Here is a 25,189-nt window from a genome sequence, read left to right as displayed (position 1 = left end):
TGCTAAGCAGGATCCCTGAAGCAAAAACTCATTTCAGGGAGATCCGCCATGAAGGCAGCCGTCGTCACCGACAAGGGCGTCCAGTACACCGACGCGCCGAAGCCCGCGCCCAAAGCCAACGAGATCCTGATCAAGGTGAAGGCCGCCTCGCTCAACCGCGCCGACCTCGCGGTGGCCTCGGGCCATGCGCACGGCCGCATCGGCGGCCCGGGCACCATCGTGGGCCTGGAATGCGCCGGCGAGGTCGAGGCGGTCGGCCCCGACGTGAAGGACTTCAAGCCCGGCGATCGCGTCATGAGCTCGGCGGCCGGCGGCTTCGCCGAATACGCCCTCACCGATGCCGGCCGCGCCCACAAGATCCCGGCCAACAACATGAGCTACGAGCAGGCCGCCTGCATGCCGGTCGCCGTGCAGACCATGCACAACGCGCTGGTCGGCGCCGGCCGCCTCAAGAAGGGCGAGACCGTCCTGATCCAGGGCGCCAGCTCGGGCGTCGGCCTGCTGGGCATGCAGATCGCCAAGATCATGGGTGCCTCGGTGGTGCTGGGCAGCTCGACCAACGATGGCCGCCGCGCGCGGCTGAGCGAGTTCGGCTGCGACGTCGCGATCGACACGCGCGACCCGAAGTGGCCCGAGAAGGTCAAGGAAGCGACCGGCGGCAAGGGCGTCGACCTGATCGTCGACCAGGTCTCGGGCGGCGTGATGAACCAGAACATGGAAGCCGCCGCCATCCTCGGCCGCATCGTCAATGTCGGCCGCCTGGGCGGCATGAAGGGCGAGTTCAACTTCGACCTGCATGCGCTGAAGCGCATCGACTACATCGGCGTCACCTTCCGCACCCGCAGCCCCGAGGAAGTGCGCGAGATCGTGCAGGCCGCCCGCAAGGACCTGTGGACGGCGATCGAGGAGGGCAAGCTCAGCCTGCCGATCGACAAGACCTTCCCCCTGTCCGAGGCGGCCGCCGCGCTTGCGCACATGAAGGCGAACGCTCATTTCGGCAAAATCGTCCTGGTCGTCTGAGAGGTACCTCATGAAAGCCGCTTACATCGAAAAATTCGGCGGACCCGAGGTTCTGATCGTCGGCGACCTCCCCGATCCCGTCGCCGGCCCGGGCCAGATCGTCGTCGAGACGACGGCAGCCAGCATCAATGGCGCCGACGCGAAAGTCTGCGCCGGTGAGTATCCCGGCCAGCCCCGCTTTCCCTTGAGCCTGGGACGCGACTTCTCCGGCGTTGTCGCGACGCTTGGCGAGGGCGTGTCGGACCTGCGTGTCGGCGACGAGGTGTTCGGCGTCCTGGAAACCGGCCGCGACGGCACCTATGTCGAGAAGCTGGCAATTGGCGCGGCCATCGTTGCGAAGAAGCCGGCGACGCTCACGCATGTCGAAGCCGCGGCCTTGGCGCTCATTGGCCTGACGGCTTTGTGCACCATCGAAAACGCCCTGAAGCTGCAGAAGGGCGAAACGATCCTGATCCAGGGCGGTGCTGGCGGCGTGGCGAGCTTCGCCATTCAGCTCGCCAAGCATATCGGCGCCCATGTCATCACCACGGCAAGCGCTGCCAACGCGCCGTATCTGCGCGAGATCGGCGCCGATCAGGTCATCGATTACAATTCGACCGACTTCACCAAGGCGGTAAGCGATTGTGATGCCGTGTTCGATACCGTGGGCGGCGACGTCGCGATGCGATCGTTTTCGGTTCTGAAGCCTGGTGGACGCGCGGCCTTCATCGCCTCGGGTGCCCAGGCGCCCAAGCCCGACCGCGGCGATGTCACCGCCTTGCGGCCCGCCGTTCCCCGCACCCGCGCGCACCTCGAGCGCATCGTGGAGCTTCATCGCATCGGCGCCGTTCGCGTGCCTCCGATCACCGAATTCGGCCTGGCCCAGGCGGCGGATGCGCTGCGGGTCAGTGCCGGCCGTCACCTCAAGGGCAAGCTGGTGCTCAAACTGCGGTGAGCGGCGCTTGCGCCCATCGGTGCAGATGCCCATTTTGAAGATGGTCCTCGTCGTCTGAGGCCTCGATGTCGTCCTGACAGGACGAAGCTCAGGATTGACGAGGAAGTCTGAAGGATACCCCCATGAGCAAGTCGATCAACCATCTCGCCACCGCCGACGGCCTGTTCTTCGGCAAGGGCGGCCTCGACCAGCGCAAGACCGCGAAGATGGTCGATGACGCGCTGGCCGGCACCGACGACGGCGAACTGTTCCTCGAATATGTCCAGAGCGAGAGCCTGTCGTTCGACGACGGCAAGCTGAAGAGCGCGTCGTTCGACACCTCGCAGGGCTTCGGCCTGCGCGCCGTGGCGGGCGACGTGACCGGCTTCGCCCACGCCTCGGCGCTCGACGAGCAGGCGCTGAAGCGGGCGGCCGAGACGGTGAAGACCGTGCGTGCGGGCCGCGGTGGCAAGTCAGACGAATCCCCGCGCGGCACCAACCGGCTGCTCTATGCCGACGACAATCCGATCGACGGCGTGCCCTTCGCCAAGAAGGTCGCGCTGATGCAGGAGATCGACGCCTATGTGCGCGGCAAGGAGCCCAAGGCGCGCCAGGTCTCGGTCTCGCTGTCGGGCTCGTGGCAGGTCGTGGAGATCGTGCGCGCCGGCGGCTGGCGCGCCGCCGACGTGCGGCCGCTGGTGCGGCTGAACGTCAGCGTGGTCTGCGCCGACGGCACGCGCATGGAAGCCGGCGGCACCGGCAGCGGCCGCCGCGCCGCCTATGGCGACATCTTCCTGCCGGGTTACTGGCAGAAGGAAGCCGACGAGGCGATCCGCCAGGCGCTGGTCAACCTCGAATCGGTCGATGCGCCGGCCGGCGAGATGCCGGTCGTGCTGGGCGCCGGCTGGTCGGGCGTGCTGTGGCACGAGGCGGTCGGCCACGGGCTGGAAGGCGACTTCCACCGCAAGAAGACCTCGATGTTCAGCCACCTGATGGGCGAGATGATCGCCTCCCCGGGCGTCACCGTGGTCGACGACGGCACGCTGAACGACCGCCGCGGTTCGCTCACCATCGACGACGAGGGCACGCCGACCCAGCGCAACGTGTTGATCGAGGACGGCCGCCTGGTCGGCCTGATGCAGGACCGCATGAATGCCCGACTGATGGGCGTGAAGCCGACCGGCAACGGCCGTCGCCAGGGCCACGCCTATTCTCCGATGCCACGCATGACCAACACCTTCATGCTGGGCGGCGACAAAGACCCCAAGGAGATCATCTCCTCGGTCAAGAAGGGCCTCTACTGCGCCAACTTCGGCGGCGGCCAGGTCGACATCGTGTCCGGCAAGTTCGTGTTCAGCGTGACCGAGGGCTACCTGATCGAGAACGGCAAGCTCGGCCGCCCGGTGAAGGGCGCCACCCTGATCGGCGCCGGCTCCGAGGCGCTCACGCGCGTCGGCATGGTCGGCAACGACATGTCGCTCGACCCCGGCATCGGCACCTGCGGCAAGGACGGCCAGGGCGTCCCCGTCGGCGTCGGCCAGCCGACGCTCCGCATCGACGCCCTCACCGTGGGCGGCACCGCGACCTGATCTGGGCATCCCTCAAACTCTCCTCTCCCCCGATAGGGGGAGAGGTTGGGTGAGGGGGTTGCGCACGAACATATCGAGTCACCCCCTCACCTAGCCTCTCCCCCTAGCGGGGGAGAGGAACATGAGAGGCACTCGCTACCGCTTCTTCTTTTTAGCGGCCCGCTCGGCCAACGCTTGCTTGTTCACGGCGACAGCGGCGCGGATCAAGGTCTTGAAAGCCGTCTCGTTCAGCTTCGCACCCTCGGGAATGTCGATGGCACGGCGGACATTACCGTCGAGGCTGGCATTGAACAGCATCTTCGGATCGGGCAACGCCGCGCCGCGTGCGAAGGTGAGTTTCACGACCTGCTTGTAGCTCTCGCCGGTGCAGACGATGCCGTCATGCTCCCAGACCGGCACGCCGCGCCACTTCCATTCCTCGACGATCGCCGGATCGGCCTCATGGATCAGCTTGCGGACGCGCGCGAGCGTCTCGCCGCGCCAGTCGCCCAGCTCCTTGATGCGGGCGTCGATGTTGGCCGAAGCGGCGGACTTCGCCATGTTCCCTTACCTTGCGGTCAGGACCGATACAGCTTCTTCGATTCCGCGAGGCTGACGCAAATCGATTCGATGGCGTCGAGCGTGGGCGTGTCGAGGCCGGCGCTGCGCGCGAAGGCGAGCGGCGCCCGCACGATCGCCTCGACTTCCATCGGTCGGCCGCCCTCGTAATCCTGCAGGATCGACGGACGATGGTCGGGATAGACGCGCTTGGGGCCGTAGCGGACCTCGGGCGAATCGTCGAGCACGACGCCGTGGGCGGCGGCGATGGCCAGCGCCTCGGCATGGGCGCGGCGCGCGAGGCGATTGACCATTGGTGTCGCCTGGATGGTGGTGGGCTGGCGCAGGATGAGGCAGAGCGTCGAGCCCGTGAAGTTGGCCATCAGCTTGTGCCAGATGTCGTAGCGTATGTCGGTGGTCGAGGGCGAGGCGATGCCGGCGGCGATCAGCGTCTCGCGCAGCTTCTGGATGCGCGGCGTCTGACGGTCGTCGGGCTCGCCGACCCACAGCACATTGCGGTCGGGTGAGATGTTGCGCACCACGCCGGGCTCGATCACGTGATTGGACGAGGTGATGACGCCGCCCAGCGTGCGGTCGAAGCCCACCGCCTTGAGCAGGGCACCACCGGGATCGAGGCGCGACAGGTCGGGCGCCCTGGGTCGATCCTTGCCGAGCCCGTGTCCGTACCACCAGGGGATGCCGTTCTGCGCGAACACCACGGGCGTGCCCGGTCCCAGCAGCGGCCCGACCGTGTCGGCGATTGCCGACAGGCTTGATGCCTTGAGGGTCGAGATCACCACGTCCTGCGGGCCGAGTTCGGCGGGCTTGTCGCTCGCCTTCACCTTGGCGACGATCTTCCTGTCACCAGTCAGCAGCGTAAGCCCGTTGGCGCGGATCGCCTCGAGATGGGGACCGCGCGCGACGACGGAGACCTCGTTGCCGGCATCGGCCAGCCGCGTTGCATAGTTGCCGCCGATCGCACCGGCGCCGAAAACACAGATACGCATCCTAGCTTCTGGTCTCCGCCAGCCGCAGCGAGGCGAGGAAGCGGTTGGCCGCCGCCCGCGATTCCTCGTCGTTCTTCGCCGTCACCAGCAGGCGATAGAGCCGGTCCTTCACGATGTAGGTGCGCATCATGACCAGCGCGTTCTCGTGGTCGGCGATGTCCAGCGCGTAGCCGTCCCAGCCCTGCAGCGTCACCGGCTCGTCGAGCACGTACTTGAACTTGTTGCGCGGGAAGGCCTTCTCGGCCTCGCCGCGCCCCAGATCGCGCGCCATCTCCTTGCTGTTCTTGGCCGAGAACCAGCCCGGCTCGTAGTCGACATAGTCGAAGTCGAACATCTCGCCGTTGCGCTTGGAGGCCCAGGCGACGCGCTCGCCGGCATGGCCCTTTTCCTTCTCGCCCGCCGAGGTCTTGTTGACCGGCGCCGGCATTTCCAGCCTAAAGCGCAGGTCGGGCCCGACCACGGTCTGCCAGTCGGCCGGCTGGGCGTGTGCTGCGAGCGGCAGCGCCGCCAGCATCGCAACGAGCGAACGACGCTTCATGTTCGAACTCATACCGGCGGCACCAGCTCCTCGCGGCCCGACCAGTCCCAGGCGAGGCCCGTGCGCGAGACGCCGAGCAACACCCCGTGCAGTTCCTTCGGATGGATCCAGCCGCCGTCGGGATCGGTCACCGGGTCCGAGCCGCGCGGCGTATAGCGGGCATTGGCGTCGAGCAGGCGCTGGCGGACGTTGGGCCAGTCGTGGACCTCGACGTAGCACATGTAGAGCGAATCGCCGTGCTTGTGGGCGTAGCGGCCCATCGAATGGACGTTGTCGGTGACCTGGCTGAGCTCGATGCGGTCGAGCCGGTTGGGCGGATCGAACAAAGTGAGCGTCCCGATATAGCCGAAGCGCTCGCTGCCGATCTCGCTGAAGCGCGACGGGTCGAGCCCGAACAGGCCCGCATAGACCGCGGCGACGCGGCGCCAGTCGCTCATCAGCGTGTTGGTCGTTTCGTAGAGAAACGACACCGGACCCACGCGGGGACGATAGGTGCTCTCGGAGATCACGATGGGCAGGCCAAAGGTCGCGTCGTTCGCGAGGTAGAGCTGGCCGTTGTCGCGGTCGTAGCCGATGCCGAGACCTTCCCAGCGCTTCACCATGCCGTCGAGATCGGCGGTGCAGTAACCCGCCGTCATCAGCCCCTCGCCGCGACGGCTGAGGAAATCCTGGGTAAGGCCCGCGCCATCGGGCTCGCAGAGCTCGAACTCGCTCTCGCCGACGGCGAGGATGGTGCGTTTGGCCGACAGGTGGCGGCTATGGTCGTGGCGCGCCACCTGGCTGCCAAGCAACTGGCCGAAGCGCTGCGCCGCCTTGGCGGCGTCGTGCACGGCGATCTGAACGCGGTCGCAACGATCGAGCATGCCGCGACCTTACCTCAGTAGGCACAGTCGCGGAACAGTGCCGCGAAGGACCCTTTCCATTCGCCGTGCCACCGGGCGAGCAGTTCGTCGGCCGGCGCCTGGCCGCTGGCGACGGCCCGGTCGAGCGGCGCCAGATACATCGTCTCGTCGGCGCCCACGGCGTTGAGCCGATTGCGCGCGCGCAGGCCGGCATGGGCGATCTCGACCACATCGCGTGCCAGTTCTGACAGGACACGGCCACGGAACATCGTGGCGAGGCCCGACTTGGGCGTCTCCGCGCGCAGGAAGTCATGGTCGGCGGCGGTCCAGTCCTTCACCAGATCCCAGGCCGCATCGAGCGCGGTCTGGTCGTAGAGCAGGCCGACCCACAGCGCCGGCAGCGCGTTCAGCGCGCCCAGCGGACCGGAGTCCGCGCCGCGCATCTCGAGAAAGCGCTTCAGCCGCACCTCGGGGAACGCCGTGGTGATGTGATCGGCCCAGTCGTTGATCGAAGGTAACTCGCCCGGCCGCGCCGGCAGCTTGCCCTTCAGGAAGTCGCGGAAGCTCTGGCCGGACGCATCGATGTACTTGCCGTCGCGATAGACGAAGTACATCGGCACATCGAGCATGTAGTCGACGTAGCGCTCGAAGCCGAACCCGTCCTCGAAGACGAAGGGCAGCACACCGCAACGATCGGGGTCGGTGTCGGTCCAGATGTGGCTGCGGTAGCTCTTGAAGCCGATGTCCTTGCCCTCCTTGAAGGGCGAGTTGGCGAACAGCGCGGTCGCGATCGGCTGCAAGGCCAGCGACACGCGGAACTTCTTCACCATGTCGGCTTCGGAATCGAAGTCGAGATTGGTCTGCACAGTGCAGGTCCGCAGCATCATGTCGAGGCCGAGCTTGCCCACCTTGGGCATGTACTCGCGCATGATCTTGTAGCGGCCCTTGGGCATCCAGTGCATGTCCTCGCGCGTCCACTCGGGCGCGAAGCCCAGCCCGATGAAGGACGCGCCGATCTCGCCCGCGACCTGCTTCACCTCGTCGATATGCTGGCCGTTCTCGGCCGCCGCCTCGTGCAGCGTCTCGAGCGGCGCACCCGACAGTTCGAACTGGCCACCCGGCTCCAGCGTTATGCTGGCCTTGCCGCGCAGCAGCGCGATGGGATTGTTGCCCTCGATCACCGGCTCCCAGCCAAAGCGCGTCAGCCCTTCGAGCATGGCGCGGATGCCGTCCGGCCCGTCATAGGCCAGCGGCTTCAGCGTCTTGGTGTGGTAGCCGAACTTCTCGTGCTCGGTGCCCATGCGCCACTGCGCGCGGGGCTTGTTGCCGGCCGCGAAGTATTCAATCAGCTGCCGCCGATTTTCGATCGGCGCGCCGCCGCCCGACGGAGGTGCGGACATACGGTCATCTCTCCCTGATCGCTCCCGGCCTTATGAGGGCTGATGGAGCGGCGCGGTCGCATGAGAAAACCTCACGTGAGCCTGCGGCTGGTTCATCCTGTTCGATTCCCCCTCTCCCACATCGCCGGGGGACTGCGCAAGCACTCAGACGGTAACCTTGGATGTGCGATAATCGCCGCTCAGACGGGGCGTCGGGCGCCGCCAGTCGCCCACGAGGGCCTGCCAGCATGCCAGCGCTGCAAGCGCCGCCGTGTCGGCCCTCAGGATGCGCGGACCGAGACCTACAGACGTTACATCCTTTATGCGACGGAGTGCCTGAAGCTCAACCTCGGCAAAGCCGCCCTCCGGCCCGATGACGATCGCCCACGGCGCGGCCCGCGCGGCGTCATCCAGCTGCAACAGGGCCTCAGTGATCGGCGGACCGCCCCCGGTCTCGTCGCACATCATCAGCCGCCGGCCCGCGGGCCAGGTGTCGAGCAGCTTCCCGAGATCGAGCGGTTCGCGCACCTCGGGCACCGTGAGGCGCTCGGTCTGCTCCGCCGCCTCGACCGCGTTGGCGCGCAGGCGCTCGACATTGACCCTCTCGACCGCCGTGTGGCGCGTCACCACCGGCTGCAGCACCGAGACGCCGAGTTCGGTCGCCTTCTCGGCGATATAGTCGATGCGCGCGCGTTTCACCGGTGCGAAGCACAGCCAGAGGTCGGGCTCGGGCACCTGCTCGCGCGTCCGCTCGCCCAGCTCGGCGACGGCCGACTTCTTGCCGCGCGCCGACAGCGTGCCGCGCCACTCGCCGTCGCGGCCGTTGAACAGCAGCAGCGGCGCGCCGTCCGGCCGGCGCATCACATGGCGCAGGTAGTGAACCTGGGCCTCGTCGAGCGGGGCTTCGCCGCCGGCCGCGAGAGCGGCCTCGACGAAGAGGCGTGCGGCACTCATGAAGGTTCCTTCGATGGATCATTGACGCGCATCGCTGCATGATGACGCCATGACCACCGCCCGGACAACCGGCTTCACCGATATCGACCAGACGCACTGGACGCTGCGCTACCTGCCGCCCTGGGCGCGGCCCTACGGGCGTCTGGCGCGCTGGGATCGGCCGATCGGCATCTGGTTGCTGCTGTTTCCCTGCTGGTGGTCGTCGGCGCTGGCCGCCGCGCCCCACTGGGCCCAGTTGGCGGGCTACATGGCGCTGTTCACGGTCGGCGCCATTGCCATGCGCGGCGCGGGCTGCACCTGGAACGACATCCTCGACCGCAAGGTCGATGCCGGGGTCGAGCGCACACGCGGCCGGCCGCTGCCCTCGGGCGAGCTGAAGCTGCACCACGCGCTGATCTGGATGGCGCTTCAGGGCGCCGTGGGCGCGGCCGTGCTGTTCAAGCTCAACAAGTTCGCGGGCGGCGTGGCGCTGCTGTCGCTGCTGCTGGTCGCCGTCTATCCGGCGATGAAGAAGATCACCTCCTGGCCGCAGGTCGTGCTGGGCTTCGCCTTCAACTGGGGTGCGCTGGTCGGCTACGCCGCCGTCACCCAGACGCTCTCCTGGGCCACCGTCGCGCTCTATCTCGGCGGCGTCGCCTGGACGATGGTCTACGACACGATCTACGCCATGCAGGACCAGCGCGACGATGCCGTGGTCGGCGTGAAGTCGACGGCCCGCCGCTTCGCCGCCGCCCCGCGCCGCTGGCTTACCTTCTTCGCCGTGCTGGCCCTCGCGCTGTGGACCGCGACCGGCCTGCTGGCCCCGCTGGGGCCGGGCTACTTTGTCCTGCTGGCCTGCATCGCCGCGCACTTCGTGTGGCAGATCGCCCTGCTCAAGCCCCACGACCCGGCCGACTGCCTGATGCGCTTCAAGTCGAACCGGCTGGTCGGCTGGCTGATGCTGGCTGCGCTTGTCGCCGACAGACTGTACTGAGGTACATGTCGAGACTTCCCCACGACCCCGAGAATTTCATCCGCACCAACACCGCGCTCGAGGCGCCGGCCATGGTGCCCGAGTTCAAGCTGTGGCTTGCCACCGAATACGTGCCGATCTGGCAGGCGACCGAGGCGTGGCTGGACGAGCAGAACGTCGACCCGCCCTACTGGGCCTTCTGCTGGCCGGGCGGCCAGGCCGTGGCGCGTTACCTGCTCGACAACCCGTCGCTGGTGGCCGGCAAGCGCGTGATCGACTTCGCCGCGGGCTCGGGCGTCTCCTCGATGGCAGCCGCCCGCTGCGGCGCCGCGTCGGTGGTGGCCAACGACATCGACAAGCTCTCCCTGATCGCGGCCGGCCTCAACGCCGCGGCCAACGGCCTGTCGATCGAGACGAGCAGCGAGGACTGGCTGGCCGGGGCGGCGGGAAGCCCGGAGGCCGACGTGGTGATCGCGGGCGACGTCTGTTACGAGCGCGAGATGTCGGTGCAGGCGCTGGCCTGGCTGCGCAGCCACGCCGAAAAGGGCCGGCTGGTCCTGCTGGGCGACCCGGGCCGCAACTATTTCAGCGCCCAGGGCCTGGAGGAACGCGGCCGCTACGAGATCCCGACCTCGCTCCAGCTGGAGAACCGCGGCATGCGCGAGACGGTGGTGTGGCGCGTCCTGCCGGTTTCGTGAGACGCGGCGCTTCAATTCCATCGCTGTTCATTCACAGACAACTCGGGGTACGGTGAAACCATGCCCCCTGCCTCCCAGAAATCAAAGATAAAGCCCGCCGATTTCGCCAGTCTCTACGAGGGCTTCAACGCCCCGGTCTCGCGTTTCGATTGCGGCCGCAAATGCGCGCCCCTCAATGATGGCGAGCCGGTCTGCTGCTCGACGCAGAACGCGGTGCCGGTGGTCCACAAGGTCGAATGGGACCTGCTCAAGACCCGCACCGACCTGTGGTCGAAGTTCAAGCCCTACGACTACGCCACCAAGAAGATCGTCGAGGAGCTGACGCCCGACTGCATGGCGATCCACTGCAAGGGCGCGCGTCATTGCGAGCGCGACAACCGCACCATCGCCTGCCGCGGCTTCCCGTTCTACCCGTACCTGACGCGCAAGAAGGAATTCGTCGGCATCGGCACCTACTGGGTGTTCGAGGATCGCTGCTGGATGATGTCCCACCTCGAGATCGTCGACCGCAAGTTCGTCGAGGAGTTCATCGCCACCTACGAGGCGCTGTTCATCAAGGACAAGAGCGAGTTCGACACCTACGTCGATTTCTCGGCCTCGGCGCGCCGCGTCTATTCGCGCTGGAAGCGGGAGATCCCGCTGCTCGGCCGCAAGGGCGAGCTGCTGATCGTCACGCCCTCGACCGGCGAGATCCGTCCCGGCAAGCCGAAGGACTTCCCGAAGATGGAGCCATTCAACTCCGAGAAGAACTACCGCGCCGCGATCAAGGAAGCCGGCGGCCAGTATCCCAAGGACGGCTTGCGCCCGACCTGAGGCGCGGTCCGAGAAACAAAGTCCCCCGTCGTCTCGACCGAAGCGCCGCAGGCGCGTAGCGGAGAGACCTTCTGTCCACGCATAGCTGGCCTTTGGTGGAGAGAAGGTCTCTCCACTACGCCTCGCTGCGCGAGGCTTCGGTCGAGACGACGGGAGAGCTTCCCGTGCTAGAAACCCACCGTGTCGTTCTTCACCCGCCGTCGCATCGCCTGGACGCTGCTGCTGCTGACGCCCGCGATGTTCTCCGTGAACATGCTGGGCGCACGCTACGCGACGTTCGTGCCGCCGAACGCACTGGCGCTGGGACGCTGGTTCTTCGTCGCCCTGCTGCTGCTGCCGTTCGTCTGGCCCCGCCTCGTGCGCCACCGCCACGCCCTCGCGCGCGAATGGCGCGACCTGCTGCTGCTGGGCGCACTCGGCATGTGGATCTGCGGCGCCTGGGTCTATATCGGCGCGCGCTCGGTGCCGGCGCTCAACATCGGCCTGATCTACGCCGCCTCGCCGATCCTGGTCGTGGCACTGGGCCGTGTTCTCTATCGCGAGCGGCTCACGCCGGGCCGCATCGCCGGCATCGTGCTCTGCCTCGCGGGCGTCGCCGCCGTGTTCGCGAAGGGACGGGTGGAAAACCTGCTGTCGGTCCGTTTCACCGAGGGCGATCTCTGGATCGCGGCGGCCTCGGCCTGCTGGGGCCTCTACTCGGTGCTGCTGAAGGCGCGGCCAAGCGCCCTCGATCCGCTGACGCGGCTCTGCGCCATCTCCTTCGCGGGCGCGATCGTGCTGCTGCCGTTCACGCTCGCCGAGGCGCTGTTCTGGCAGGCGCCCGACCTCGCCGACTGGCGCACCTGGACCGCCTTCCTCGTGCTGGCGATCATTCCGGGCGTCGGCGCCTACGGTGCCTTCGCCTATTGCGTGCGCGAGCTCGGCCCCTCGGTCACCAGCGTGTCGATGTATCTCGGGCCGCTCTATGTCGGCATCCTGGCCTGGCTGACCCTTGGCGAAACGCCGCAGTGGTATCATCTGATGGGAACCATGCTGGTGCTGCCCGGCTTGTTCCTCGCGACCCGCCCTGCCAAAGGAGCCTGAGATGACCCGCTTTTTCCTCGCCGCCCTCGCCCTGCTCGTGGCGCTTCCTACGGCGCTTCCCGCCGCGGCCGAGGAGATCGGCTCGGTCGGCTACCGCTTCAAGTGGCTCGGGCCCAACGACAAGATCGTGGTCGAGGCCTTCGACGATCCCGACCTCGCCGGCATCACGTGCTACCTGGCGCGCGCCCGCACCGGCGGGCTCAAGGGCATGGTCGGCCTGGCCGAGGACCCGCCCTACGCCTCGATCTCCTGCCACCAGGTCGGGCCGGTCGACGGCGACAAGGCCGAGAAGCTCAAGAGCCCGCACGAAGTGTTCAGCGAGCGCGCCTCGCTGATCTTCAAGACCACCCAGGTCGTGCGCTTCTACGATCCGAAGCGGCGCGCTCTGATATATCTCACCTATACCGACCGCGTGATCGAGGGCAGTCCGCAGAACTCGATCAGCGTCGTCCCCGTCGGCCTGCGCTGACTTCTCCGGAGAACAATGGAATGACCAGCCGTCCCCCGCCCAACTGGCGCTCGCTGATGTTCGTGCCAGTGCTGGCCGAACGCTTCATCGCCAAGGCCCATACGCGCGGCGCCGACGCGCTGATCCTCGACCTCGAGGATTCGATCATTCCGTCCAAGAAGGCCGAGGCCCGCGCCGCCATTGCCGCCGCCGTGCCGCGGGTGTCGCAGAACGGTGCCGACGTGGTCGTGCGCATCAACCGGCCGCTCGAACTCGCCGTGCCCGACATCGAAGCCGCCGTGATGCCGGGCGTCTCGGCACTGATGCTGCCCAAGGTCATGGGCCCCGAGCATGTGCGCCTGCTGGCCGAACTGGTGACCGAGCGCGAGACGCAGCTCGGCATGGAGATCGGCCATACACGCTTCCTGGTGCTGATCGAGACGACGGCGGCACTGCCGCACCTCTTCGCCATCGCCGCCGAGCCACGCATGGCCGGCATGTCGGTCGGTGGCGAGGACATGGCGACCGACATGGGTGCCACGCCCTCGGCCGACAGCATGTACGTCTTCGCCATGCACGGCCTGGCCGCCTGCCGCGCCGCCGGCATCCTGCCGATGGGCTCGATGGGCCAGCTCGCCAAGATCGACGATCTCGACTCCTATCGCGCCGGCCTGAAGCGAGGCCGGGAACTCGGTTTCACCACGGCCTCCTGCATCCATCCCGCGCACGTGCCGATCATCAACGAAGAGTACGGCGCCTCCGACGCCGAGCTCGATCGCGCCCGCCGCCTGCTCGCCGCCTTCGAGGTCGCCAAGGCCAACGGCGAGGGCGCCGTCGCCTTCGAGGGCAGCATGGTCGACCTGCCCATCGTCATCCGCGCCGAGCGCCTGCTCGCCCGCGCGGCGTCGTGGAAGAAGACGGGCTGAACGGGAAGAACCGGCAATGTCGCTCGCGCTCTACGGCCATCTCTTCTCGTCCTACACCCAGAAGGTGCTGTTGGCGCTCTACGAGAACGGCACGCCGTTCGAGTTCCGCGCCATCTGGCAGGACACGCCGCAGCATGTCGCGGAGTGGCTGAAGCGCTGGCCGCTGCGGAAGTTCCCGATGCTGCTCGACGGCGACCGCACCGTCGTCGAGACCAGCATCATCATCGAGTATCTGCAGCTCAACCATCCAGGCCCCGTGCGGCTGATCCCGGCCGATCCGATGAAGGCGCTCGACGTGCGCTTCCTCGACCGCTTCTTCGACCTGCACGTGATGAACATGATGCAACTCGCGGTGAACGGCGCGCTGACCGGCGATCCGGTGAAGCGCAAGGACGGTCACGACGAATCCATCGCGAAGCTGGAACTCGCCTACGCCTGGCTGGACGGCGAACTCGCCGGCCGCGCCTGGGCCGCCGGCAGCGACTTCACGATGGCCGACTGCGCGGCGGCGCCCTCGCTGTTCTACGCCGATTGGGTGCACCGGATTCCCGAATCATATCCGACCCTGCGAGCCTACCGCACGCGCCTGCTCGCACGCCCCTCTTTCGCCCGGTGCGTCGAGGACGCACGCCAGTTCCGCCCCCTCTTCCCGCTGGGCGCCCCGGACAGGGATTAAAGAATCAGACTCCTCTCCCCCGGTAGGGGGAGAGGAACATGAGTTCACCGATACAGGAACGTCCCCAGCAAGACCCAACGGCCGGCTTTCGGCGTGCCGACCAGGGGCGTCGTGTAGTGCCAGAACGGCAGGCGATAGGCCGTCACCGTGGCGGGGCTTGCCACCGACACGATCTCGCTGAAATGGCCGGCGCGGCTGTAGACCAGCCACTGATGATCGATGCCGGGGCCACACAGGCTGAGATGCAGGTCGATGTATCCGCCCTTCGCCTTGTCATTCTCGGGATGATGGTCGTTGTGCGGCCCGGCATAATCGCCCGGCCCGTAGCGCAGCACCTGCATCCCCCAGCCCGAGGCGAGCTTGCGGCCCGCGAGCGCCTCGGCGAAGGCGCGGAAGCTCGGGCTGCGCATCATCTTCACCAGCCCGATCCGCTCGGCCGCCTTGTACCCGGGTTCGCGGCGGCTCTCGAAGTAGATGGTGCGGGCACGGCTGCTCTTGGGCAGCAGTTCACCGTAATCCCGCTTCATGTCGAAGATCGTGTCGGGCGGGATCGGCTTCTCGATCGGCTCCAGCGTGTCCGGCAGCTCGGCCTCCAGCGTGCGACGCAAGCGTGCGACTTTGGCGCGGTCGAGCAGGTCCTCCGAGCTGAGGAAGCGCGTGCGTGGGTTGGCGAGCGCGCCGCACAAAGGATGCGTGCCGGCCAGCACGCGCCGGCCGGCGCGACTCAACAGGTCCTCGAACTCGACCGGAATGCCGTTTGATCTCATCGGTCCGCCCCTCTAAACGACGTGCCTAGCATGCCATACGCCTCGCTTCGCGACTTCATCGACCGGCTGGAGAAGAGCGGCCGGCTCGTGCGCGTCACCGCGCCGGTCTCACCGCACCTGGAAATGACGGAGATCCAGACCCGCCTTCTGGCCGAGAAAGGCCCGGCGGTGCTGTTCGAGAATGTCGTGCGGCCCGACGGTACGCGCTCCGACATCCCCGTGCTGGTCAACCTGTTCGGCACCGTGGAGCGCGTGGCCTGGGGCATGGACCGCGAGCCGGGGCAGTTGCGCGCCGTGGGCGAGACGCTGGCCTTCCTGCGCCAGCCCGAGCCGCCCGGCGGCTGGCGCGAGGCGCTCGAGATGCTGCCGATGGTGCGCACCGTCATGGCAATGAAGCCGAAGACGGTGAGCTCGGCGCCCTGCCAGGAGATCGTCCTGACCGGCGACGACATCGACCTTTCGACGCTGCCGATCCAGACCTGCTGGCCGGGCGAGCCGGCGCCGCTCATCACCTGGCCGCTGGTGGTGACGCAGGGGCCCAATCCGAAAGGCGACAAGCAGGACAGTTTCAACCTCGGCATCTATCGCCTGCAGGTGACGGGCAAGAACACGACGCTGATGCGCTGGCTGAAGCATCGCGGCGGCGCGCAGCATCACCAGCGCTGGCAGAAGTCCGGCAAGCGCGAGCCGCTGCCGGCCGCCGTGGTGATCGGCGCCGATCCCGGCACGATCCTCGCGGCGGTGACGCCGGTACCCGACACGCTGTCGGAGTATCAGTTCGCGGGATTGCTGCGTGGCAAGAAGGTCGAGCTGGTCGCCTGCAAGACCGTGCCGCTGAAGGTGCCGGCCGAAGCGGAGATCGTGCTCGAGGGTCATGTCAGCCTCGACGACTATGGCGACGAGGGTCCCTACGGCGACCACACCGGCTACTACAACAGCGTCGAGCAGTTCCCGGTCTTCACGATCAGCGCCATCACGATGCGGCGCAAGCCGATCTACCTCTCGACCTTCACCGGCCGTCCGCCCGACGAGCCCTCGGTGCTGGGCGAGGCGCTGAACGAGGTGTTCATTCCCCTCTTCCAGCAGCAGTTCCCCGAGATCGTCGACTTCTGGCTGCCGCCCGAGGGCTGCTCCTACCGCATCGCCGTGGTGTCGATGAAGAAGGCCTACGCCGGCCACGCCAAGCGCGTGATGATGGGCGTGTGGAGCTATCTGCGGCAGTTCATGTACACCAAGTGGGTGATCGTGGTGGACGCCGACATCGACGCGCGCAACTGGAAGGACGTGATGTGGGCGCTGTCGACCCGCATGGACCCGGCGCGCGACATCACCGTGATCGAGAACACGCCGATCGACTATCTCGACTTCGCCAGCCCGGTGTCGGGCCTCGGCTCCAAGATCGGCCTCGACGCCACCGACAAGTTCCCCGGCGAGAGCAACCGCGAATGGGGCCGCCAGATCCGCATGGACGACGCGGTGATCGAGAAGGTCGACGCGATGTGGAGCAAGCTCGGGTTGCCGGGGTCGGGCAAGAAGATCTGGAAGTAGAGGATCCCTCGCTGCGCTCGGGATGACACAGAGAGCGTGTCAAAAAGTCCGTGTCATCCTGAGCGCAGCGAAGGATCCTTCCTGCATCCTAACGCACCCCGTGTGACAGGAGCCGCACCGCCCTTCGGACGTTGAGGTCCGCAGAAAAACCTCATTGCCCGATCAAAGGACCGGCGTGCCCCCACCCAGCAACAAGCTCCTCGAAGGGCCGATCCTCCGCTCGCTGCTGACGCTGGCCGTGCCGATCGTGGCGGCGAACGTGCTGCAGTCGGCCTACCAGATCATCGACGCCTTCTGGGTCGGGCGGCTGGGCGGCGCCGCGGTGGCCGCGGTGTCGATCAGCTTCCCGGTGCTGTTCCTCACCTTCGCCATCGGCTCGGGCCTGTCGCTCGCGGGCTCGACGCTGATCGCGCAGTATGTCGGTGCGCGCAATGACAAGATGGTGGCGCACGTCGCGGGACAGACGCTGCTGATGGTCATCCTGGCCTCGGTGGTGCTGGGCACGATCGGCTATTTCTCGGCGCCCGCGCTGTTGCGGCTGATGGGCGTGGCGCCCGAGGTCTATCCCGGCGCGCTGGGCTTCATGCGGGTGTCATTCGTCGGCATCGTCTTCAACTTCACGTTCTTCGTCTTCCAGGCGATCATGCGCGGCATCGGCAAGCCGACGCTGCCGGTCTACATCGTGCTGGGCACGGTGTTCCTGAACTTCGTGCTCGATCCGCTGCTGATCTTCGGCTGGGGCCCGGTACCGGGCTACGGCGTGATGGGGGCTGCCATCGCCACGCTGATCACCCAGGCGATCGCCGCCATCATCGGTGTCGCCATTCTTCGGCTCGGCATGCACGGCATCCACGTGCGGCGCCGCGATTTCATCCCTGACTTCGGCTACATCAGGCGCGCCTTCTTCCTTGGCCTCCCTGCCTCAGTCGAACTGTCGGCGCGGGCGCTCGGACTGATGGTGATGACCTTCCTGATCGCGAGCTTCGGCACGCTGACCTTGGCGGCCTATGGTGTCGGCTCGAACATCCTGCAGGTTGTCATGGTGCCGGCGATGGGCCTGTCGATGGCGATCTCGACCCTGGTCGGCCAGAACATCGGCGCCGGCAACATCGAACGCGCCGCGCAGATCGGGCGGCTGGGCGGGCTGCTGGGCTTCGCGAGCCTCAGCCTCTTCGGCGTCGTGGTCTTCCTGTTCGCGCCGCAGTTCGTGGCGTTCTTCGTGCCCGGCGATGCGGCCGTGATCGCGGCCGGCGCAGGTTTCCTGCGCATCATGTCGCTGGCCTGGGGCTTCCTCGGCCTGCAGTTCGCGCTGACCGGCGTGTTCCGGGCTTCCGGCAACATGGTGCTGACCATGGTGCTGACGCTGGTGTCGCAATGGGTCGTGCAGTTTCCGCTGGCCTACGTACTCTCCAAGCACACCGATCTGCATGAGCAGGGGATCTGGTGGGCACTGCCCATCGCCAACATCGTGACGGCGCTGATCACCCTCTGCCTCTATGCGAAGGGTGACTGGAAGAAGAAGCGCCTGATCGAGCCCGAGGAGGAAATCGCCGGCAAAGTGACCGAGGACATCCTCGTCGGCGAGGTCTCGCGCTAGAGCGGGCTCGTCTTCCTCAGGGCCAGACGGGCGCGCCGTCCAGCCCCGCGGTTTCCGGCAGGCCGCAGATCAGGTTGGCGTTCTGCACCGCCTGCCCGGCCGCGCCCTTGCCGAGATTGTCGACCACGCCCATCGCGATCACCAGGTTGCGCTCCGGATCGGCCGCATAGCTGACGAAGGCGAGGTTCGAGCCGGTCGCCCATTTGGTCTGCGGCGGCCTGTCGGTCACGCGGACGAACGCCCGCCCGTCGTAGAAGCGTCGAGCGGCTTCGAGGCACTGGTCCGTGGTGGCGCGGCCGCGGCCGTAGATCGTGGCGAGCACGCCACGGGTCATCGGCACGAGGTGCGGCGTGAATACCAGTCCGGCCGCGCTCCCGCCGCTCAGCCGCCCGATCGTGCTTGCCATCTCGGGCATGTGGGTGTGCTTCAGCAGGCCGTAGGGCACCAAGTTCTCGTTGCTCTCGGCATAGCCGAACCGGCTGTCGGCACCGCCGCGGCCGGCGCCGGAGATGCCGGTCTTGGCGTCGATCACGATGTTGCCGGGCTCGATCAGCCCGTCGGCCAGCAGCGGCGCCAGCGCCGTCAGCACCGCGGCGGGGAAGCAGCCGGGATTGGCGATGCGGCTCCTGCCCTTGATCTCGTCCGGCCAGACGTCGGCCAGGCCGTATGTCCAGCCGTCGACGTAGCGATGGTCGCCGCCAATATCGACGATCTTCACATCCTGCGGCACCCGCGCCAGCGCCTCGGCCGACGCGCCCGTGGGCAGGGACGCGAACAGGACGTCCAGCCTGGGCAGGGCGGCCGGGTCCCACTTCTCGATCACCAGGTCGGCGAGCCGTGCCGGCACGCCGGGAAAGCGGTCCACCAATCGGCTGCCGGCGCTGCCCTCGCCCGCGGCGTAAACCAGTTCGAAGGACGGGTGGCCGGCCACGAGGCGCATCGCCTCGCCGCCGCCGAAACCGCTGATGCCGACAATGCCGACGCGAATGCTCATGATGGTGTCCTCCGAAGTTCAGGCAAAAGAAAACCCCCGAATCCGGGGGGCTGCGGGGGTTCAGGAACGCGGGCCAGGGCCGCTCCTGCGGGCAAGACCTAAGAAGAGGCCTTCACCATGCGGAGGGGCGCCGATCGACGCGCAGCCAGAACAGCCGCCGCGGGGTGCAGCGACGTCGGCGTCGGTCGAAAAGGGCTTCGTTCCTGAGCATGGGCTCGGACACTGTTTCGGCCGCCCCCGGTCGTCAAGCGGATTGTCCATCAACCGGCCAACCGGTGAACGCGGCCGATGGCGATGTTGCGGCGGGCGCCTTTAATGTAAAGTCCGTTAACATGAGCTGGAAGCGCAACGACCGTGAGGAGCGGAAGTATCACCACGGCAGTCTGCGCGAGGCGCTGATCAAGGCCGCCCGCGAGCTCATCAAGGAGAAGGGCCCGGCCGGCTTCACCTTCGCCGACGCCGCCCGCTCCGCCGGCGTGAGCCCGGCCGCTCCCTACCGTCATTTCCGCGACCGCGATGCGCTGATGGCCGACGTGGCGCGCGAGGGGTTCGAGCGCTTCGCCGCGATGCTGTCGACCGGCTGGGCCAACGGAAGGCCCGACCCGATCACGGCCTTCCACAACATCGGCAAGGCCTACCTCGCTTTCGCACGCGCCGAGCCCGCCTACTATGCCGCCATGTTCGAGTCGGGCATTTCAGCCGATGCCAACACCGACCTGCGCGCCGCCTCCGAGCGGGCCTTCGCCGTGCTGCGCGCCGCTGCCGACCAGCTCGTGACGCTGCTGCCCGCCGCAAAGAGGCCTCCGGCGCTGATGATGAGCCTGCACATCTGGTCGATGTCGCACGGCATCGCCTCGCTCTTCGGCCGCGGCGATGCCGGCCGGCGGCCCCTGCCCATGTCGGCCGAGGAACTCCTCGAGTCGGAAGTGCTCATCTACCTGCAGGGGCTGGGCTTTCCCGCCGCCCCCTGAAAGTTTTTCGGCGACCTATTGACTCCCGGGGTCCTCGACCCCAATGTAAATGTCGTTAACATTCACATCGTTAACATCATCAAAAGGGGGCTCCCGCATGGGCCTGATCGAAAAAATAGACGACCTCGGCAAGCCGGCGTGGATTGCGCTCATGGTGCTGAGCTTCATCCTGTTCTGGCCGGTCGGCCTGGCCCTTCTCATCTATCTCAAAGGGAGTGGACGCATGTTTTGCTCGAAGCGATATGGCCACTGGAACATGCCCGACGGCCGCTCGGCCCGTGAGGAATTCCGCGGCTGGAAGCGCCGCCACGGCTGGGGACGCCACAGCAGCAGCGGCAACGTCGCCTTCGACGAATATCGCGAAGAGACGCTGAACCGCCTCGACGAGGAGCAGCGCGAGTTCCGCGACTTCCTCGACAAGCTGCGGGCCGCCAAGGACCGTTCGGAGTTCGACCAGTTCATGGCCGATCGCCGCAACCGTCCGGCCAGCGAGCCGCCGGCCGCACCGCCGGCACCGACCGCCGCCTGATCGACCCGGACAAGGCCTGTTCGACGGAACGCCCGCGGCTCGGCCGCGGGCGTTTTCGTTTCAGTGGTCGAGTTTCATCGGCAGGCGCTCGACTTCCGCCAGCCGCGCGAGCTCGCAGAAAATAGCGAAGGCATAGCGGGCGCTTTCCTCGACCCCGCCGCTCTCCGGCCGTACCCGTCCCCATGCCGCCACCTCCTCGGCAGCGGCTTTCCAGGTTGCGGCATTCAGTTCGGCGAGCTGGCGCCGAAGGGTCGACACCGATCCCATCACGACGCGGCGCCCGCCGACATCCTCACCCTCGAACGTGATCTCGAAGGAGACGGGCAGCCACATCTCGACGTTGCGGACGAGATGGGAATAGCGCGACTTGAATCCCTCCGCTGTAGAGCGCGTGAGGGCGATGTCGTCATGATCCCACTCTTCCGGCAGCGTCTCTGGCACCCGCAAGGAAGGATGCTCGGCATAGGCAGCCCAGAGCACCAGCGATCCAAGACCGTCCCAGCCCGGTCGGCCGGTAAACCAGCGTGCTTCGTCCGTCTCGTCCCAGTCCAGCGGTACCCGGATACGCTTGCCCAGTGCCGCAGCCAGCGTGGACCGCCAGGCCAGGACCTGTGCGTGGATACGAGCCTGGGACGTCGCAGCCTTGGCGTGCCCCGACGGTCTCACCGGCTGCGGCAAGCCGCGCTCGCGCGCAGCCCTCTCCATCGGATTTTCCCAGGCACCAGCGTAATAACGCGTAAGCGACCCGACATACACGTCGAGGGCCATAAAGAACCGGATTCCCTTCGTACCAAAGCTGACAGCGACACTTGCAGTCAGCCCACAAGTACAATCCGGACGTGCAGAGACGCAATCGCAAAGCGACAAACCCACGCGGGAATCTTGTTCTGCGGCACCGCCGGACCGCGAACAACCCGCGCGAGCAGATCGCTTCCCGGGAGCCGGCCGCGACGAGCGCGGCTGCCGCTACTGCGGCTCCAGATTGAGCCCCTTCACCAGTTCGATCCAGATCGGCCCCTCCTCGGCCACGATCTTCTCGAAGAAGACGTGATCGCGCGCCGCGTTGTCGATGCCGAAGGTCGCGAGGATCTTCTGGACACGCTCGCTCTTGCCGCCTTCGACCATCATGTCCGACAGCTTCTGGACGATCTCCTTAGGCATGCCGGCCGGCCCGACCAGTCCGATCCATCCCTGGATCTGGAAGGCCTTGTCCGTCACGCCCTGCTCGTAGAAGGTCGGGACGTCGGGCAGCTTGCTCATCCGCTTTTTGGTCGGCACGGCGATCGGCCGGCCGTTGCCCGACTGCAGCACGCCCGAGGCGGCCGCGACACTGCCGCTGCCGCCCTGGACCGCACCCGAACCGACATCCTGCCACATCGGCGCCTCGCCGCGATAATGAACGGCCTCCATCCCGAGCTTGTAGTGGCGGTTCAGCGCCTCGACCGCGACATGGCTGTAGGAACCGGCGCCGTAGGTGCCGAGGCTCGTCTTGTTGGCGCGCGCATAGTCGGCGAGTTCAGCCAGGTTCTTCACCGGCACCTTGCTGTTCACGATCAGCGGCAGATGGCCCGCGTCCATCCACGAGATCAGCACGAAGTCCTTGTCGGGATCGTAGGGCAGCTTCTTGAACAGCACCTTGTTCATGATCATCGTGGTGGAGATCGTCCACATCAGCGTATAGCCGTCGGGTGCCGCCCCCTTGACCTGCTCCGCCGCGATCGCACCGCTGGCGCCGGTCTTGTTCTCCACCGTTACCGGCTGGCCGGTCTTCTGGGAGATATATTCGCCGTAGACCCGGGCGAAGGTGTCCGTGAGACCGCCCGCGGGATACCCGCAGACGATCCGGATCGGCTTGTTGGGCCAGGCTCCCTGTCCGATGGCGGGAGCCGGCAGGGCCGCCGCAGCGGCAGCGGCTGAACCATAACGCAGCACATCACGTCGCGAAGCACGCACGATCATCGATAGCCTCCCTGTGGCGCGGTATTTTTGCGACGGTCCGAGCCGTCAGGTCGCGCCTGCCCGGCAGCATGGCCGCCATTTCGCACTGCGTAAAGCCCGCCCCCGGCCCGGTGCCGTAAGCGTTTCGCTCTCCTTGCAGGCTGCCTTTACTGCGGCTCGATCCCCAGGGTCTTGAGGACCTCGATCGACACCGGGCCTTCCTGGTCGAGGACCTGTCGGAAATAGGCGGCGTCGCGGGCACCCTCGTCGATGGCGAAGGTGTCGTTGATCTTCCGGACGCGCTCGGTCTTGCCGGCCTCGACCATCAACGCCGACAGTTTCTGCACCACTTCGGGCGGAGTGCCGGCCGGCGCGGCGCAGCCGACCCAGCCGCGGATCTGGAACGCCTTCTCGGTCAGTCCCTGCTCGTAGAAGGTCGCGACGTCGGGAAGCTTCTTCATGCGCACCATCGTAGGCACCGCGATCGGCTTGACGCTGCCTGCCTGCAGAACCGCGGAACCCGACGCGTAGCTCCCGGTGGCGCCCTGCACGGCGCCGGACGCCACGTCCTGCCACATCGCCGATTCGCCGCGATAGTGGACGGCTTCCATCTTGAGTCCGTAATGCCGGTTCAACGTCTCCGTGACGATGTGCGCGAAGGAGCCGATACCGTAGGTGGCGAGCGAGACTTTCTTCCCCTGCGCCCAGGCGGCGAACTCCGCGACGTTCTTCACCGGGATGTCCTTGTTCACCATGGTCGGCAGATGGCCGGTGTTGAACCAGGCGACGAGGGCGAAGTCCTTGTCGGGATCGTAGGGCAGTTTCTTGAACAGCGCCTTGTTCTGCACCATCGTCGTGGAATTGGTGAACATCAGCGTGTAGCCGTCGGCCGGCGACTGCTTGACGATCTCCGCACCGATCGCCCCGGCCGCGCCCGCCTTGTTCTCGACGATCACCGGCTGGCCGGTCTTCTCGGCGACATACTCGCCATAGGCACGGGCGAAGATGTCGGTGAGCCCGCCGGCCGGATAGGTGCAGACGATTTTGATCGGCTTCGCGGGCCATGCCTGGGCGATGGCCGGCGCCGGCAATGCCGCCGCCAGCGCCGACAGAGAGCCGTAGCGCAACAGGTCACGCCGCGTTGCCCGCACGATCATGGTCGCCTCCCCCTCGGGGGCGACTCGTTGTCGAGACGGCTTAGGTTGCAGGAGCCGTCCTGGTCGTGCCCGACTTGAGCATGGCGTCGATCTCGCCCTGCGTAAAGCCGGCCTCCTGCAGGACCTCGACGCTGTGCTCGCCCAGCCGCGGCTGCAGGCGCTTGATCTCGGGTTTGGTCTTGCTGAAGCGCGGCGGAATGTCGGTCATGCGCAACTTGCCTTCGGTCGGATGGTCGACGTCCTTCCAGAAGCCGGTCGCCTCGAGCTGCGGATCGACGAACAGGTCGTCGAGCGTGTTCACCGGACCGTGCGGGACGTTGGAGTTCTTCAGCAGCTCGACCCACTCCGCATTGGTGCGCTCAGCGCACAGGCCCGCCAGGGTCGAGTAGTACTGCTCGACGTTCTTCAGGCGGTTGGCCATGCCCTGGAAGCGCTCGTCCCTCGCCAGGTCCTCGCGACCCACGAGGGTGCAGAACTCACGCCAGTGACTGTCGGTGTAAGGCAGCAGCGCGAAGTAGCCGTCCTTCGACGGGTAGGGGCGGCGCTCCTTGTTGAGCACGCGCTTGTAGCCCGCCGTGTCGAGTGCCGGCTTGAAGGTCTCGCCATAGAGATGCTCGACCATCACGAAAGAGACCAGCGTCTCGTACATCGGCACCTCGACCGCCTGGCCCTTGCCGGTACGCTCGCGCGCGAACAGGGCCGCCAGCAGCGCCGAGACGACGCCGTTCGAGCTGGTCTTGTCAGCCACGATGGTCGGCAGGAAGCGCGGCTCGCCCGCCACGACGGTCTGCAGCGCGGCCAGGCCGGAACCGGCCTGGATGATGTCGTCGTAGGCCGCCTTCGCGCCCATCGGTCCGGCGGCGCGGTAGCCGTAGGTCGCGAGATAGACGAGGCGAGGATTGATCTTCTCGAACGCCTCGTACTCTACGCCCAGCCGCTTGGCGGGACCGGGGCGATAGTTGTGCATCACCACGTCGGCGGTCTCGGCGAGCTTGAACAGCGCCTTGCGCCCGGACTCCTGCTTGAGGTCGAGAACGATCGAACGCTTGGAGCGATTGCAGCCGAGGTAGAAGGCGGCCATGCCGGGATTGCGGGCCGGCCCGAGCTGGCGCGTCGTGTCGCCTTCCGGCGGCTCGATCTTGATGACGTCCGCCCCGAGATCGCCCAACTGCTGCGCCGCCCAGGGGCCCAGCACGACGGTCGTGCAGTCGAGAATGCGAACGCCGTCCAACGGACCTGCCATCTTGATTTCCTCCCGCTTTGAAGGTCCCGCTTACCACAAGTTGGTCACCGTCAAAGGGCGAATTCACAGG

At 67.0% G+C, this 25,189-nt stretch carries 26 protein-coding genes; 14 read left to right on the top strand and 12 right to left on the bottom strand.

Annotation, left to right across the window (positions count from 1 at the left end):
• The first annotated feature begins 48 nt into the window (after positions 1–48).
• The 3 genes from KQ910_RS12120 (at position 49) to tldD (ending at position 3,522) form a co-directional block, all read left to right on the top strand.
• Positions 49–1,020: a zinc-binding dehydrogenase gene (locus KQ910_RS12120; protein ID WP_216960172.1), complete on the top strand. Its 972-nt coding sequence runs from the start codon at positions 49–51 to the stop codon at positions 1,018–1,020.
• A gap of 10 nt (positions 1,021–1,030) precedes the next feature.
• Positions 1,031–1,954 (top strand): NADP-dependent oxidoreductase, encoded by a 924-nt coding sequence (locus KQ910_RS12115; protein ID WP_216960170.1) that lies wholly within the window; start codon positions 1,031–1,033, stop codon positions 1,952–1,954.
• A 206-nt stretch (positions 1,955–2,160) separates the two neighbouring features.
• The gene (gene tldD / locus KQ910_RS12110; RefSeq protein ID WP_216963806.1) at positions 2,161–3,522 is read left to right on the top strand and encodes a metalloprotease TldD; all 1,362 of its coding nucleotides are present in this window, start codon (positions 2,161–2,163) and stop codon (positions 3,520–3,522) included.
• A gap of 135 nt (positions 3,523–3,657) precedes the next feature.
• Here the strand turns inward: tldD and KQ910_RS12105 are convergent, their stop codons facing one another.
• The 6 genes from KQ910_RS12105 to KQ910_RS12080 all read right to left on the bottom strand — a co-directional run bounded on the left by KQ910_RS12105 (position 3,658) and on the right by KQ910_RS12080 (position 8,779).
• A complete protein-coding gene (locus KQ910_RS12105; protein ID WP_216960168.1) occupies positions 3,658–4,062 on the bottom strand; it encodes a DUF1801 domain-containing protein in 405 nt (134 codons plus the stop codon).
• 17 nt (positions 4,063–4,079) lie between these two features.
• A complete protein-coding gene (locus KQ910_RS12100; protein ID WP_216960167.1) occupies positions 4,080–5,066 on the bottom strand; it encodes a ketopantoate reductase family protein in 987 nt (328 codons plus the stop codon).
• Between the two features lies 1 nt (position 5,067).
• On the bottom strand, positions 5,068–5,604 hold the full coding sequence (locus KQ910_RS12095; protein WP_216960165.1) for a hypothetical protein: 537 nt from the start codon (positions 5,602–5,604) through the stop codon (positions 5,068–5,070).
• 8 nt (positions 5,605–5,612) lie between these two features.
• On the bottom strand, positions 5,613–6,467 hold the full coding sequence (locus KQ910_RS12090; RefSeq protein ID WP_216960163.1) for a VOC family protein: 855 nt from the start codon (positions 6,465–6,467) through the stop codon (positions 5,613–5,615).
• A 14-nt stretch (positions 6,468–6,481) separates the two neighbouring features.
• Positions 6,482–7,846, bottom strand: a complete 1,365-nt coding sequence (locus tag KQ910_RS12085) for a glutamate--cysteine ligase (RefSeq protein ID WP_216960160.1) — start codon at positions 7,844–7,846, stop codon at positions 6,482–6,484.
• Between the two features lie 144 nt (positions 7,847–7,990).
• On the bottom strand, positions 7,991–8,779 hold the full coding sequence (locus KQ910_RS12080) for a 16S rRNA (uracil(1498)-N(3))-methyltransferase (protein ID WP_216960156.1): 789 nt from the start codon (positions 8,777–8,779) through the stop codon (positions 7,991–7,993).
• A gap of 49 nt (positions 8,780–8,828) precedes the next feature.
• Between KQ910_RS12080 and ubiA the strand changes: the two genes are divergently transcribed.
• The 7 genes from ubiA (at position 8,829) to KQ910_RS12045 (ending at position 14,375) form a co-directional block, all read left to right on the top strand.
• On the top strand, positions 8,829–9,752 hold the full coding sequence (gene ubiA, locus KQ910_RS12075; protein ID WP_216960153.1) for a 4-hydroxybenzoate octaprenyltransferase: 924 nt from the start codon (positions 8,829–8,831) through the stop codon (positions 9,750–9,752).
• 5 nt (positions 9,753–9,757) lie between these two features.
• Complete coding sequence (locus KQ910_RS12070; RefSeq protein WP_216960150.1) at positions 9,758–10,429, top strand: class I SAM-dependent methyltransferase; 672 nt, start codon at positions 9,758–9,760, stop codon at positions 10,427–10,429.
• Between the two features lie 60 nt (positions 10,430–10,489).
• Complete coding sequence (locus tag KQ910_RS12065; RefSeq protein WP_216960147.1) at positions 10,490–11,242, top strand: hypothetical protein; 753 nt, start codon at positions 10,490–10,492, stop codon at positions 11,240–11,242.
• 180 nt (positions 11,243–11,422) lie between these two features.
• Complete coding sequence (locus KQ910_RS12060; protein ID WP_216960145.1) at positions 11,423–12,325, top strand: DMT family transporter; 903 nt, start codon at positions 11,423–11,425, stop codon at positions 12,323–12,325.
• A 1-nt stretch (position 12,326) separates the two neighbouring features.
• Positions 12,327–12,794: a CreA family protein gene (locus KQ910_RS12055; protein WP_216960142.1), complete on the top strand. Its 468-nt coding sequence runs from the start codon at positions 12,327–12,329 to the stop codon at positions 12,792–12,794.
• A gap of 20 nt (positions 12,795–12,814) precedes the next feature.
• Positions 12,815–13,699, top strand: a complete 885-nt coding sequence (locus tag KQ910_RS12050) for an HpcH/HpaI aldolase/citrate lyase family protein (RefSeq protein ID WP_216960140.1) — start codon at positions 12,815–12,817, stop codon at positions 13,697–13,699.
• Between the two features lie 16 nt (positions 13,700–13,715).
• Entirely contained in the window at positions 13,716–14,375 is a 660-nt protein-coding gene (locus KQ910_RS12045) for a glutathione S-transferase family protein (RefSeq protein ID WP_216960137.1), read from the top strand.
• A 44-nt stretch (positions 14,376–14,419) separates the two neighbouring features.
• Here the strand turns inward: KQ910_RS12045 and KQ910_RS12040 are convergent, their stop codons facing one another.
• Positions 14,420–15,142, bottom strand: a complete 723-nt coding sequence (locus KQ910_RS12040; RefSeq protein ID WP_216960134.1) for a hypothetical protein — start codon at positions 15,140–15,142, stop codon at positions 14,420–14,422.
• A gap of 30 nt (positions 15,143–15,172) precedes the next feature.
• On the opposite strand from KQ910_RS12040, the gene KQ910_RS12035 reads away from it, so the two are divergent.
• Entirely contained in the window at positions 15,173–16,690 is a 1,518-nt protein-coding gene (locus KQ910_RS12035) for a UbiD family decarboxylase (RefSeq protein WP_216960130.1), read from the top strand.
• Positions 16,691–16,844: 154 nt separating this feature from the next.
• A complete protein-coding gene (locus KQ910_RS12030) occupies positions 16,845–18,287 on the top strand; it encodes an MATE family efflux transporter (protein ID WP_216960127.1) in 1,443 nt (480 codons plus the stop codon).
• A 16-nt stretch (positions 18,288–18,303) separates the two neighbouring features.
• On the opposite strand, the gene argC is transcribed toward KQ910_RS12030, so the two are convergent.
• Complete coding sequence (argC, locus tag KQ910_RS12025) at positions 18,304–19,281, bottom strand: N-acetyl-gamma-glutamyl-phosphate reductase (protein WP_216960124.1); 978 nt, start codon at positions 19,279–19,281, stop codon at positions 18,304–18,306.
• 332 nt (positions 19,282–19,613) lie between these two features.
• Between argC and KQ910_RS12020 the strand changes: the two genes are divergently transcribed.
• Both KQ910_RS12020 and KQ910_RS12015 read left to right on the top strand, forming a co-directional pair.
• Complete coding sequence (locus KQ910_RS12020) at positions 19,614–20,252, top strand: TetR/AcrR family transcriptional regulator (protein ID WP_216960121.1); 639 nt, start codon at positions 19,614–19,616, stop codon at positions 20,250–20,252.
• A gap of 97 nt (positions 20,253–20,349) precedes the next feature.
• Entirely contained in the window at positions 20,350–20,781 is a 432-nt protein-coding gene (locus KQ910_RS12015) for a DUF2852 domain-containing protein (RefSeq protein WP_216960118.1), read from the top strand.
• A 60-nt stretch (positions 20,782–20,841) separates the two neighbouring features.
• On the opposite strand, the gene KQ910_RS12010 is transcribed toward KQ910_RS12015, so the two are convergent.
• From KQ910_RS12010 to KQ910_RS11995, 4 genes are all read right to left on the bottom strand, one after another.
• Positions 20,842–21,486 (bottom strand): hypothetical protein, encoded by a 645-nt coding sequence (locus tag KQ910_RS12010; protein ID WP_216960115.1) that lies wholly within the window; start codon positions 21,484–21,486, stop codon positions 20,842–20,844.
• 261 nt (positions 21,487–21,747) lie between these two features.
• Positions 21,748–22,740, bottom strand: a complete 993-nt coding sequence (locus tag KQ910_RS12005; RefSeq protein ID WP_216960112.1) for a Bug family tripartite tricarboxylate transporter substrate binding protein — start codon at positions 22,738–22,740, stop codon at positions 21,748–21,750.
• A gap of 146 nt (positions 22,741–22,886) precedes the next feature.
• Complete coding sequence (locus KQ910_RS12000; protein ID WP_216960108.1) at positions 22,887–23,876, bottom strand: Bug family tripartite tricarboxylate transporter substrate binding protein; 990 nt, start codon at positions 23,874–23,876, stop codon at positions 22,887–22,889.
• Positions 23,877–23,916: 40 nt separating this feature from the next.
• Positions 23,917–25,119, bottom strand: a complete 1,203-nt coding sequence (locus KQ910_RS11995; protein WP_216960105.1) for a CaiB/BaiF CoA transferase family protein — start codon at positions 25,117–25,119, stop codon at positions 23,917–23,919.
• Positions 25,120–25,189 lie beyond the last annotated feature (70 nt).

This window comes from Reyranella humidisoli (assembly GCF_019039055.1).
Classification (GTDB): Bacteria; Pseudomonadota; Alphaproteobacteria; order Reyranellales; family Reyranellaceae; genus Reyranella; species Reyranella humidisoli.
The sequence above is the reverse complement of the archived record's forward strand: the minus strand, read 5'-3'. Positions and strand labels throughout refer to the sequence as shown.